Source organism: Nocardiopsis sp. NPDC007018, assembly GCF_040635075.1.
GTDB lineage: Bacteria > Actinomycetota > Actinomycetes > Streptosporangiales > Streptosporangiaceae > Nocardiopsis.
This window is the reverse complement of the sequence record NZ_JBEYHA010000005.1, coordinates 1-12,033: the sequence shown is the minus strand read 5'-3', so window position 1 is coordinate 12,033 and position 12,033 is coordinate 1. Positions and strand designations below refer to the sequence as shown.

Below are 12,033 nucleotides of genomic sequence, written 5' to 3'. Positions count from 1 at the left end.
CGTAGGACGATGAGCGACGGTGCCCCTCCTGTGCTCTGCTACGCAAGTTCCGCAGCTCGCACAGCGGGGGCCGCCCCGGGTTGGGCTGGGCGCGGCCCTGGCCGCGCCCCCGCACCGCTCCCGCGTGTTCACGCCCCGCCGTCCTCCAGCACAGCGCCCAGGGCCGCGCGGAGGAGCTCGTCGGCACGGACACGCCCCTCCAGGCGGGGACTGACCAGCGGGGCCTCCAACACGCACAGCTCACGCAGCCGGGGGCGGAGCGAGTCCGCCTCCTTCCCGAGCGCCGCGATCACCTCCGGCAGGCCGCCCAGCCCCCGATCCCAGTCCCCCAGGGACGCGCCCCCGCACATCATGTGCGCGGCGACCGCGTGCAGCGGGCCACTCTCCCCTGTGACCCGGACCAGCGCGAGGGCGCGCTCCCGCTCGTCCCACAGCTCCGGGGCGGGCTCCGCGAACAGCTCCATGACCTCGGCCGACCGGGCGACCTCACGACCCAGTCGGCGGACCAGCGAGCACACGGCGCGGTCAGTCCACCCGAATCGGCGCAGCGCCCAGGCGCAGACGGTCAACGGCGTCGCCGTCTCTCCCACCGCCCGGAACAGGTACTCCGCGGCGTCGACGGCCTGAGAGGACACGTGCCAGTTCCGCGCCACGAACTGTTCGGCCTGCTCACGCTGGTCCGCGACGACCGCCCTTGCCACAACACCACGGCGTCGGGCGTAGTCCACGCCGAACGACCGGTCCCACGGCTTGGCCCGGGCCAGGAGCCCGTCCAGCGGCCCCTCATCCGCGCCGACGGCCACCACCGCCACCGCCGCGCGCAGGCGGTCCCGGGGCTCCAGCCCGAGGTCGGACGCCCGGCGGTACAGCACGGGGAGTGCGGCCATGGCTCTGGGCCCCAGGGCGACGACGGCGTCCATGGGTGCGCTGGAGTGTTCCAGCGCGCCGACGAGCGCCTCCAGCGCCCGCTCCGTCGCTTCGGGCCCCCAGCCCGCCAGGAGCTCGACCGGCATCTCCTCGATCGTGGAGTTGGATTCCGTGGCGGCCACCCGCGCGTAGTACTCGGGAAGTGCGTCGTTCAGCGCTTCGACGAGTTCCGGGTCCGGGGGTACCTCCTCGGAATGCAGCTTGTACACGGGCGGGTAGAGGGAGCACTGCCGTCGGCGCAGCTGGCCCAGCAGGGCCTCCCTCCCACGCGGGTCTCCCAGCCGGACCAGGAGCCGCACCGCCTCCCCGCCATCCACCCGGTCGCCCGGGAGTTCGGAATCCAGTACGGCCGGAGTCGCCAGTGCGGCCGCCGGCTCCCGCGCGGACGTCGCGACCCGGGGCATCTCGCAGAGGGCGCTGAGCGCGTCACCGCGCAACTGCGGGTCTGCGAGCGCCGCGGTGAAGACCGGCACCAGGGTCTGCCGCGCCGACCGGACCCACTCGCACATGGTTCTCGCGGCGTGCAGGGCGGCCCAGCCTTCGACCCGGAGCCGTGCCAGTAGCTCGTCGACGCACGTCGGGTCGGCCACCGCGCGTTCGAGCTCCGGACGGGAGTCGCGGCCGAAGCCCCCCGTATCCGGGACCGGAGCCGACGCCGTCTCCCACGCCCGCCGCGACCAGCACCACACGATCACCCGGGTGGCCTCGGAGGTCCAGGGCCGACCGGACCTCGCGAGCGCGCGGGCGGCCGCGAACCGCACCTCGTCCGTGTGCTCCGGGCCGAGGAGGTCGTCCGTGAGACGCCCCGGGTCCACCCGGGCCAGGGCTGTGAGCGCCTCGGCCCCCAGTACCCCGCCGCAGTCGATGAGGTCGAGCAGCACGGCGGCCCGACGGTCGGCGTCACCGCCGGTCAGGAGCGGCAGGAACCGCACCACCTCACGCCGCACGCCGAAGCCCTGGCCGTCGAGATCGGCGAGCAGGAGCGGTTCGACCTCGGCCAACCCGGCCCGGAGCTCGGGCCACGCGTCCAGATCGCCGCGCACGGCGACCACTCGGAACATCCTGATCACGAGTGCACGGCGCGCCCCCCGCAGGAGCGGGTACAGGGCGATCAACCGTGGGAGCAGATGCACCGCGACCGCGGGTCGGCGGTAGTCGCCCTCGAAGAGCAGGTCCTCGAGGTCCTCCGCCGCCTCCTCCACCACGTCGTCCTCCCCCTCCGCCAGGGCCGCGAGCAGTTCGGGTACGTCCTCGGCGTCGGGGCAGTCCAGATCCGCCCAGTCCACCTCGGGAACGCCCGCGGGGGCGGGAGGGACCGGAGGTCGCGGGGAAGCGGGGGGCTCGGGCGGCTGTGCGTCAGTGGCGGTCACAAGGGTGTCCTGATCGTGTGCTGCGGCGTACCCCGGAAGGGCACCGGGGGCCGGAGGGCCCGGCCCGGTCACACTACGATCCCCGCTCGGGCCGACGGGTTCACCGCTGCGTGGGCTCGACGTCCTCGGGAGCGGCCTCGTAGGTGATGCCGTACATCTCCTCCTCCGACTCCTCGTCCGCGCGCCTCCGGCGCCACCAGCCGCCCTCGGCACGGCGGTCCGCCCTGCGCTGCGCCCGCAACTCCCGCCGGGCCTCCCTGCGCGCCACCCTCTCGACGGCGCGGTCCCGCTTACGGGCACCGCGCACCCGGCGCAGCACCTCACGGCGCTCGGCGATGGTCGGTTCCGGTTCCGTCTCCGCCTCGCGGTCCTCCTCGCGGGGCCGCAGGGCCGTGACCGTGGCCAACCCCTCACCCACCGGAACGTCGGCGGGCAGCTCCACCACCGGCGCCGCGGTCTCGGGGGGCGGCTCGGCCGCCTCCGCCCGCTCCGCCTCGACCCTGCGGGTCTGCTTGCGCGCGTACCAGGCGTTGGCGACCCAGGCCGCCACGGCCGCCGCCACCCCCACCTCCAGGGCGGCCACCACGCCCACCTGCCACGCGGAGGGGCCCACCTCGCTGAGGCGCGCCGCCCCCAGCGACCCGCCCGCGAGCCCGGCCAGGGCCGCGAACAGCATCCCCGTCGTCACACCGCACACGAACCCCCACAGCGGGGCCGCCTCGCTCACCACGTCGGGAGCGCTGCGCTGGGTCAGCACCCCGCCGATCGCCCCCGCCACGAACGGCACCGCCAGGGCCGCCAACGAGAGCACCGGAGCCGCACCGTTGGCTGGCAGCGCGGCCAGCATGGGCAGGGCCGGAACCGCGCCCAACGACACCTCCGTCGGGGCCACCACCGTCGACGTCCCCACCGCGAACCCCGGGCCCAACGCGTAACAGACCGCGAACACCACCGCGTTGGGCAGGTACGCCAACTGCACGATCAACAGGAGCGAACCGCCGACCAACCCGGGACCGAGCGCGCCGGTCATCTCCACCGCCTCCGGCAGGTTCACCGCCAGCGCCGCCAGGAACAACACCAGCCCCCCGGCCAGCAGGGTCGCCGTGGACGCGACCATCCCCACCAGCAGCGAACGCGACCGCGCGGGCATCAGGTCGAGCAGATCCCCCGCCGCCACGCCCTTGTCCCGCATGAGCTGGCGCAGCACCCCCAGGCCGCCCGCGACGAACGCGATCACGAACCCCATGAGGAGCGCACGCGGCATACTCGGCACCGCCTCCTCGGTTCGGGCCAGCAACGCGAGCGTGCCCGCGATCGCCGCATAGGGACCCGCCACGGCCAGCGCGGCCCGGTGCACGTGCCGCAGCCGCTCGATCACGCAACAGCGCGCCAACCAGCGGCCGAACCGGTACAGCAGTAACCCCGGCAGCAGGACCAGGCCCAGCGGCAACAGGCTGATCTGCCCCTCCGCGATGGAGAAGGAGACGTGGTGGCCGACCAGCCAGGCCAGCACGGCCCCGCGCAACAGGTCGACGATGTCCTCGCCGAACGTGTCGTGCGGCGCCGCCACCCACCCGGCCATGGTCAGGGTCACGATGACCGCCAGGCCGATACCGGCGGCCGACGCCGCCGCCACACCCCCCGTGGAGTAGATCGGACGGCCCACCTCCGAAGCGGCCGCGGGCACACCCCCGGAGGCCCCGTCGGAGGTACTCGTGGACCGCTTCGACTGTCGGCCTCGGTCGGGGGGAGATCCTGGCGTACTCACCCGACTTATGCTGCCAGGGACCGGAATGCTCCGGGGTATCCGGGCCGCGCGTGTCGTGTGCGCGTCACCACGCGGGAACGCCCCGCAAACGCGATACGTCGTAAGATGAGACCCCCGCCCCCGCATGAAGGACACCCCATGGCAGAGCCCGAACACGACCGCAGCTACCGGCTCTCCGACGACGAACGCGACGAGGCGCTGGCGAAACTGCGCGTGGCCTTCGAGGAGGGGCGGCTCGACACCGACGAGCACGAACAGCGCTCCGAGGCCGCGCTCCGGGCCGTGAACTCCGCCGAACTCGTCCCGCTCTTCGACGACCTCCCCCCGCGACTGGCTCCGGGGACCGTCGCCGTTCCCGAACCAGGTGCCGACTCCTCTCCGACCGTCGCCGCCGGGAAGAACGCGGAGGTGTCCGAGGACGACGAGAAGGACAAGGGCGTGAACGTCGGCGGGCTCCTCGGCTGGGGCGGCTTCCTCCTGCTGGTGTGGGGCACCCCGTCGTTCATGAGTGGCAACGTCTACGCCATCACGGTCTTCCTCGGGTTCTTCTGCCTCATGGTGCTCGGCCCGCTGGCCGGACAGCTCCTCGCCCAACGCAGACGGCGGAACCGGCGCGGGGAGATCGAGGGCGGTTGACCGCCCCCCGGCCCGCCCCGGACTCGAAACGGCTCCGCCCCACCGACCGGATCACCGGCGGCGGGGCGGAGCCGTACGGAACGAGCGCCCTGCGGGGCACGCCTCCTAGAAGAGGTCGCGCACCAGCTGAGCCGTCTCGCTCGGGGTCTTGCCGACCTTGACGCCAACGGCCTCGAGGGCCTCCTTCTTGGCGGCGGCCGTGCCGGAGGAACCGGAGACGATGGCGCCGGCGTGGCCCATGGTCTTGCCCTCCGGGGCGGTGAAGCCCGCGACGTAGCCGACGACCGGCTTGGTCACGTTCTCCTTGATGAAGTCGGCCGCGCGCTCCTCGGCGTCGCCACCGATCTCACCGATCATCACGATGACGTCGGTGTCCGGGTCGGCCTCGAAGGCCGCCAGGGCGTCGATGTGCGTGGTGCCGATGATCGGGTCGCCACCGATGCCGACGGCGGACGAGAAGCCGATGTCGCGCAGCTCGTACATCATCTGGTAGGTGAGCGTGCCCGACTTCGAGACCAGGCCGATACGGCCCGGCTTGGCGATGTCGGCCGGGATGATGCCGGCGTTGGACTGGCCCGGGGTGATGAGGCCGGGGCAGTTCGGGCCGACGATACGGGTCTTGTTGCCCTTGGAACCGGCATAGGCCCAGAAGGCGGCGGTGTCGTGGACCGGGATGCCCTCGGTGATCACGACGGCCAGACCGATCTCGGCGTCGATCGCCTCGACGACGGCGTCCTTGGAGAACTTCGGCGGAACGAAGATCACGGTGACGTCGGCGCCGGTGGCGGCCATGCCCTCGGCGACGGAGCCGAAGACCGGCACCTCGGTGCCGTCGAAGTCGACGCTCTGCCCGGCCTTGCGCGGGTTCACGCCACCAACGATGTTGGTGCCGGACGCGAGCATACGGCGGGTGTGCTTGGTGCCCTCAGAGCCGGTCATGCCCTGGACGAGCACCTTGCTGTCCTTGTTCAGGAAGATAGCCATGGTGTGTTGTCCCCTACTTCGCCGCGAGCTCGGCGGCCTGAGCGGCGGCGCCGTCCATCGTGTCGACCCGACGCACGGCCGGGTGGGCGCGCTCGTCGAGGATCTGGCGGCCCAGTTCGGCGTTGTTGCCGTCCAGGCGCACGACCAGCGGCTTGCTGACGTCGTCGCCGCGCTGCTCCAGGAGCTCCAGCGCCTGCACGATGCCGTTCGCGACGGCGTCGCAGGCGGTGATGCCGCCGAAGACGTTGACGAAGACGCTCTTGACGGCGGGGTCGCCCAGGATGATCTCCAGGCCGTTCGCCATCACCTCGGCGGAGGCGCCGCCACCGATGTCGAGGAAGTTGGCGGGCTTGACGCCGCCGTGGTTCTCACCCGCGTAGGCGACCACGTCGAGGGTCGACATGACCAGACCGGCACCGTTACCGATGATGCCGACCTCGCCCTCGAGCTTGACGTAGTTGAGGCCCTTGGCCTTGGCGGCGACCTCCAACGGGTCACCCTCCTCGGCGAAGGTGAGGCTGTCCAGGTCCTGGCGGAACTCGGCGTTCTCGTCCAGGGTCACCTTGCCGTCGAGGGCGACGACCCGGCCGTCCTTGGTCAGGATGAGCGGGTTCACCTCCACGAGGGTGGCGTCCTTGCCGACGAAGGCGTCCCACAGCTTGGAGACGATCTCCGTGGCACCCGCGGCGGCGGCCTCGGGCAGGTTGCCCGCCTTGACGATCTGCGCGGCGACGTCGGCCGGGGCGCCCTTCAGGGCGTCGATCGAGATCTTGGCGACGGCGTCGGGGTTGGTCTCCGCGACCTCCTCGATCTCCATGCCGCCCTCTTTGGAGCAGATGGAGAGGAAGTTGCGGTTGGCGCGGTCGAGCAGGAAGGAGAAGTAGTACTCCTCGGCGATGTCACTCGCCTCCTCGACCAGGACACGGTGGACCGTGTGGCCCTTGATGTCCATGCCGAGGATCTGCTCGGCCTTGGCCTCGGCGTCCTCGGGGCCCTCGGCCACCTTGACGCCGCCAGCCTTACCGCGACCGCCGGTCTTGACCTGGGCCTTCACGACGACGCGGGGCTTGCCCGCGGCGGCGAACTCATCGGCGATGGCACGCGCCTCAGCGACCGTGCTCGCCACCTTCCCCTGGGGTACGGGAACCCCGTACTCTGCGAAGAGTTGCTTCGCCTGGTATTCGAACAGGTCCACGAGGGTCCGTCCTTGTAACTCGCTGGCTCAAGTGTGTACCGGGGTGGCGTGTCCGGATCGGCGGTGACCCACTGAAGGGGTGTCACACGACGCAAACCCCCGCGGAGGGGGTGAGGCCTACAGAGATCGGGATCGCCGCGGCGTTGCCACCCGCGACATGCGCAAAGCTTAGTCGCCCGATGTCCGGCCACCGGACACCAGGGTCCGGTACATCCCATGGCCTTGGGCACAAACGCCGCTCACGCGGCGCTGCGACGCCCCCCACATGGGAACATATGTGACCAGAGACACCGCTGATAACACCGATCCGGGGCCGATTCGCCCCCATCGGACTTCGCCCGAAGTGCGACGAAGGTCACGGGGCCTCAGGCGGCGTGAACGGGGTGGATGTTCTCGCGTACCCAGTCCGCGATCTCGGAGGTCGGCGCGCCCGGTGTGAAGATCCGGGCGACCCCCATCGCCTCCAGCTCCTCGATGTCGGAGTCGGGGATGATGCCCCCGCCGAACACCCGGATGTCGGTGGCGTCGTTCTCCCGCAGCAGCTCCATGACCCGGCCGAACATCGTCATATGCGCGCCCGAGAGCACCGACAGGCCGATGGCGTCGGCGTCCTCCTGGAGCGCGGCGGCCACGATCATCTCCGGGGTCTGGCGCAGACCGGTGTAGATGACCTCGACCCCGGCGTCCCTCAGGACCCGGGCGACGATCTTGACCCCCCGGTCGTGCCCGTCCAGTCCCGGCTTCGCGACAACGACGCGCGCGGCGGCCTCGGCCATGGCGTACCCCTCACTACGTTCCCCTCAGCCGCCCCTTGTGAGGGCCCTCCCGAGGGGGAGATGAACAGCTCGTGTGAAGAGTAACCCAGGTCACTCACGGGTGCGGGGCACGGGGGCGGGTATCTTCCGACCATGGACGACCGATTCGAGCAGACCAGCACCGAGGACCTGCGGGAACGCGCCCTGGAACTGGCACGCGAGCGCTGGGACGTGGGCTTCCTCTGGCGTCTTCTGCGCCTGCTTCCGGCCGCCGAGGCGGCGGCGGGCAACCGGGACGCGAGCGAGGCCAGCGTCGCCCAGGTCTCGGGGTTCCTCTACGAGGCCTTCTCGGCCGAACACGACCCCCGGGTGCACGAGGCGCTGCGCCCCGTCTACGTCGACTACCTCACCGAACACGGCGAGAACTGACCCGCGTAGGTGTCCGAAAACCGCCAGCGTGCGCCGCCGGACTCGGCGAACATGGTGGATGTGATGGACGACGAACAGCGCTACAGAGCGGTACGGAGCAGGGACTCCCGTTTCGACGGGGTCTTCTACACCGCGGTGCGCACGACCGGTATCTACTGCCGACCGAGCTGCCCGGCGGTCACCCCTCGCCGGGAGAACGTCCGCTTCTACCGCACGGCCGCCGCCGCACAGGAGTCGGGCTTTCGCGCCTGCAAGCGGTGCCGTCCGGACACCGTGCCCGGCTCCCCCGAGTGGAACGTACGGGCCGACGTCGTGGGCCGGGCGATCCGGCTGATCCACGACGGCGCCGTGGACCGGGGCGGGGTGGGTTCCCTGGCGGAGACCCTCGGGTACAGCGACCGCCAGCTCAACCGACTGCTCACCCAGGAGGTCGGCGCGGGACCGCTGGCCCTGGCCCGGGCGGAGCGCACCCACACCGCCCGCGTCCTGGTGGAGACCACGGACATGCCCATGGCGGACGTCGCCTTCGCTTCCGGTTTCTCCAGCGTGCGGCAGTTCAACGAGACCATACGCGCGGTCTTCGACCGCTCCCCCACCGAGATGCGGGCGGCCCGCCGCAGGACGACGGCACCGCCCACCAGCGGCATCGTGCTGCGACTTCCCTACCGGGGCGCCATCGACCTCGCCGGGATGCTCTCCTTCCTCGGTGACCGCGCGGTCCCGGGGGTGGAGGAGTACTCCGACGACACCTACCGGCGCACACTCCGCCTGCCCCACGGCCCCGGGGTGGTCGCGCTCTCCGCGGGCTCCGACCACGTCCTGTGCCGACTGTGGCTGACCGACCCGAGCGACCTGACCAGCGCCGTGCGCCGCTGCCGGAGCCTGCTGGACCTGGACGCCGACCCCGACGCGGTCGCGGAGGCGCTGGGGCCCGACCCGGTGCTCGGCCCGGTCCTGCGCCGACGCCCCGGGGTCCGCGCGCCGGGTCACGTGGACCCCGCCGAACTGGCGGTCCGCGCGGTCCTCGGCCAGCAGGTCTCGGTCCGGGCCGCGCGTACCCTGGCAGGACGGCTGGTGTCCCGCCACGGGGAGCCGTTGGGCGCCGGGCTCGACGGACTGTTCCCCGGACTCACCCACACGTTCGCCTCCCCGGAGGCCCTGACCGATGCCGACCCGGCGGGGATGTCCATCCCCGTGTCCCGGGGCCGGGCCCTCACCCGCGTGGCGGGGGCGATCGCCTCCGGACGCGTCGACCTGGGCCCGGGCTGCGATCGGGACGAGGCGGAACACCGGCTGTTGGAGCTGCCCGGGATCGGCCCGTGGACCGCCGGCTACGTCCGGATGCGCGGGCTGGGCGACCCGGACGTCTTCCTGGAGACGGACCTCGGGGTGCGGCAGGCCCTGGAACGAAAGGGCTCGGCCCCGACGAAGGCCTGGAGCCCGTGGCGTTCGTACGCGACCCACCTCCTGTGGGCGTCGCTGGGACTACCTGAGGAAGAAGGATCAGGATGAACACCCAAGAAGCACTTCCCATGGACCTGGAACCGGTCGGCCCGGCACGCGAGGCAGCGGTGACGTTCCGGACCCCCCTCCCCGGCCCGACCCGCCACACCACGATGGACTCGCCCCTGGGCGAACTGACCCTGTACGGCGACGGCGAGGCCCTGGGCGGACTGCTGACCCCGCCCAAGGACGGGGTCCGACGGGTCGTCCCGTCCGACTGGGTGCGGGACGATGCCTCGTTCACGGAGGCCAAGAAACAGCTGGCCGCGTACTTCGACGGGCGGCTCCGGCAGTTCGACCTGCCCCTCGCTCCCGCCGGTACGCCCTGGCAGCTCCAGGTGTGGCAGGCGCTGACCACGATCCCCTACGGGGAAACGTCCAGCTACGGCCAGCTCGCCGAGGAGATCGGCAGGCCCACCGCGTCCCGCGCCGTGGGCATGGCCAACGGGCGGAACCCGATCAGCGTCATCGTGCCCTGTCACCGCGTCATCGGCGCCAACGGGAGCCTGACGGGGTACGCGGGCGGCCTGGAACGCAAGAAGCACCTGCTGGCACTGGAGCGATCCGGGCGGTAGAAAACCAACCGAATGAGGGGTGTCATCGGAGAAAGTTTCCGGTTACACCCCTTGTCCGTGCCCTAGGGCCTGGTTACTCTGCGGTAGCCACACTCTGATCCTGTGGTGTCACTCCCCGTTCGCTCGACTCCCCTGGAGAAGCGTTGACACTACCCACCCCCCGATACCTCCCCCTGGGTGCCATCGCGCTGACCGCCTCGGTCGCACTGGTCGTCACTGCCGCACCCGCCACCGCACAGACCACCACCGCGCCGCTCAGCACGGCCGACAACGTCGAGATCCTCCTCGAAGCCGAGGTGGCCGACACACTCGGATCGTCCGAGCGGTCCCTGACGGACTCCGTCATCGAGGACGTCCTGTCCGAGCGCTCCACGGAACTCTCCACCCTCGCCGCCCAGGACCGGGACGTGCGGGTCGACATCCGTGAGGCCGACCACGACTCCGCCTTCGGCGTCGCCATCGTCACCGCCCCGGAGGTCGAGGGCGAGGAACCCTACGCCTGGCTGTTCGCCGCCGAACAGGACGGCAACGGCTGGGACGTCGGCCTGGAAGGCACAGAGGAGTTCTCCCAGCTCCTCGCCGGATCGGGGCTGATGGACACCGAGCAGCGCGAGACCGTCGCGGCCTCCACCGACCCCGACCAGCTCTCCCCCATGGCCTACACCGGCGTGGGCCTACCGTTCTCCATCGGCACCTCCATGATCATGACCGGCGGCCCGCACGGGTTCAGCGGCGGTCCCCCGTACAGCTCCGTGGACTTCGCCGGAGGCAACGGTCAGGCCCGAGCCGCCAGGGGCGGATACGCCTACTCCCTGTGCACCGGCTGGACCCGGGTCATCCACGACAACGGGTACTCGACCGACTACTACCACCTGGAGGACTACCAGTGGCTTCCCGGTAACAACGTCGGCACCGGCCACTACCTGGGAACCCAGGGCAACAGCCTCTGCGCGGGCGGCTCCACCACCGGGGCGCACATCCACTTCGCGCTGCGCGGGTACACCGACCCCAACGCGGCTGGCTGGTACGTGGCGCTGAACGGCAGGACCCTCGGCGGCTGGACCTTCGTGGAAGGCGCCAACTACGGCGGCTACGCCTACAGGAACGGCGTGGGCAACGTCTACCCGGGCGGGTCCATGTACAACTACGGCTTCTAGGACCGAAGCGCCCGGCCGAACAGCCGGGCGCTTCACCCTGCTGTGAGCTGGGGGCCGCTTTCCCCCTCAACCCCCAGGGGTTCGGCACCCCAGCCATGTGCGGTAGTAAGCCGCACGGCGCAAACCCCCTGAACCACAGCGGGATACAGCCGAAGGCGAGGTTTCCCCTTCACCCCCAGGGGTTTTGAACCTCAGTCATGTGCGGTAGTAAGCGGCACGGCGCAAACCCCCTGAGCCATAGCGGGGTACAAACGTGCACGTGAGTGCTGGGTTCAGGAGAGCGGGTTGGCCGTAGAGCGGCAAGCGGTGCCCGGACGGCGGGGGTTTTTACCAGGGCTGGGGACACGCATCTCTCGAACACATCGGTTGTCCTGGGGGGTGGCCCGGTGCCGTGCTTGGCCCTTTCCCGCCAGTCGTGTCACACGAGAGCGCGTCCGCCAAGTGCGGTCCGGGCAGAGCACCATCCACACACCCCGCCCTGACCAGAGTGCTCAGCACACAAGGGGTACGCAGTAAGCCGCACAGAACCTACAGGCCCAAAGGGATAAACGGGTTGGCCGTAGAACCCTCGCGCTACAGCAACCACAGGCCCTGTACCCACAGCTCACCTCAACCACAGACCCCAGAACACACCCACCCCACACCCACCCACCATTCACAAACGCACAAACCCCAACAAAAAAGAGAGGAAAGAGAAAGAACCCACCCAACGGCGGACACTTCCCCTTCCCTCT

10 protein-coding genes are annotated in these 12,033 nt (G+C 71.1%); 5 read left to right on the top strand and 5 right to left on the bottom strand.

Translation table 11 applies throughout. The features are described 5' to 3' along the window. Nucleotides 1-128 precede the first annotated feature (128 nt). Both ABZ635_RS03805 and ABZ635_RS03800 read right to left on the bottom strand, forming a co-directional pair. Nucleotides 129-2,213, bottom strand: a complete 2,085-nt coding sequence (locus ABZ635_RS03805; RefSeq protein WP_357758427.1) for a hypothetical protein — start codon at nucleotides 2,211-2,213, stop codon at nucleotides 129-131. A gap of 184 nt (nucleotides 2,214-2,397) precedes the next feature. Then, nucleotides 2,398-3,984: a DUF6350 family protein gene (locus ABZ635_RS03800; RefSeq protein ID WP_357758424.1), complete on the bottom strand. Its 1,587-nt coding sequence runs from the start codon at nucleotides 3,982-3,984 to the stop codon at nucleotides 2,398-2,400. Nucleotides 3,985-4,203: 219 nt separating this feature from the next. Between ABZ635_RS03800 and ABZ635_RS03795 the strand changes: the two genes are divergently transcribed. Further along, complete coding sequence (locus ABZ635_RS03795) at nucleotides 4,204-4,701, top strand: DUF1707 domain-containing protein (protein ID WP_357758421.1); 498 nt, start codon at nucleotides 4,204-4,206, stop codon at nucleotides 4,699-4,701. Nucleotides 4,702-4,806: 105 nt separating this feature from the next. Here ABZ635_RS03795 and sucD read toward each other — a convergent pair whose 3' ends face one another. The 3 genes from sucD to ABZ635_RS03780 all read right to left on the bottom strand — a co-directional run bounded on the left by sucD (nucleotide 4,807) and on the right by ABZ635_RS03780 (nucleotide 7,656). Further along, nucleotides 4,807-5,685, bottom strand: a complete 879-nt coding sequence (sucD, locus tag ABZ635_RS03790) for a succinate--CoA ligase subunit alpha (RefSeq protein WP_357758419.1) — start codon at nucleotides 5,683-5,685, stop codon at nucleotides 4,807-4,809. Nucleotides 5,686-5,698: 13 nt separating this feature from the next. After that, nucleotides 5,699-6,880, bottom strand: coding sequence for an ADP-forming succinate--CoA ligase subunit beta (sucC, locus tag ABZ635_RS03785; protein WP_357758417.1), 1,182 nt, complete (start codon nucleotides 6,878-6,880; stop codon nucleotides 5,699-5,701). A gap of 365 nt (nucleotides 6,881-7,245) precedes the next feature. Further along, on the bottom strand, nucleotides 7,246-7,656 hold the full coding sequence (locus ABZ635_RS03780) for a cobalamin B12-binding domain-containing protein (RefSeq protein ID WP_357758414.1): 411 nt from the start codon (nucleotides 7,654-7,656) through the stop codon (nucleotides 7,246-7,248). Between the two features lie 132 nt (nucleotides 7,657-7,788). Between ABZ635_RS03780 and ABZ635_RS03775 the strand changes: the two genes are divergently transcribed. The 4 genes from ABZ635_RS03775 (at nucleotide 7,789) to ABZ635_RS03760 (ending at nucleotide 11,299) form a co-directional block, all read left to right on the top strand. After that, entirely contained in the window at nucleotides 7,789-8,064 is a 276-nt protein-coding gene (locus ABZ635_RS03775; RefSeq protein WP_357758412.1) for a hypothetical protein, read from the top strand. 63 nt (nucleotides 8,065-8,127) lie between these two features. Next, the gene (locus tag ABZ635_RS03770; protein WP_357758409.1) at nucleotides 8,128-9,576 is read left to right on the top strand and encodes an AlkA N-terminal domain-containing protein; all 1,449 of its coding nucleotides are present in this window, start codon (nucleotides 8,128-8,130) and stop codon (nucleotides 9,574-9,576) included. After that, the gene (locus ABZ635_RS03765) at nucleotides 9,573-10,142 is read left to right on the top strand and encodes a methylated-DNA--[protein]-cysteine S-methyltransferase (protein WP_357758406.1); all 570 of its coding nucleotides are present in this window, start codon (nucleotides 9,573-9,575) and stop codon (nucleotides 10,140-10,142) included. Before ABZ635_RS03770 ends, ABZ635_RS03765 begins: the two co-directional genes overlap by 4 nt. 143 nt (nucleotides 10,143-10,285) lie before the next feature. Then, nucleotides 10,286-11,299 (top strand): peptidoglycan DD-metalloendopeptidase family protein, encoded by a 1,014-nt coding sequence (locus ABZ635_RS03760; RefSeq protein WP_357758403.1) that lies wholly within the window; start codon nucleotides 10,286-10,288, stop codon nucleotides 11,297-11,299. Nucleotides 11,300-12,033: the final 734 nt, after the last annotated feature.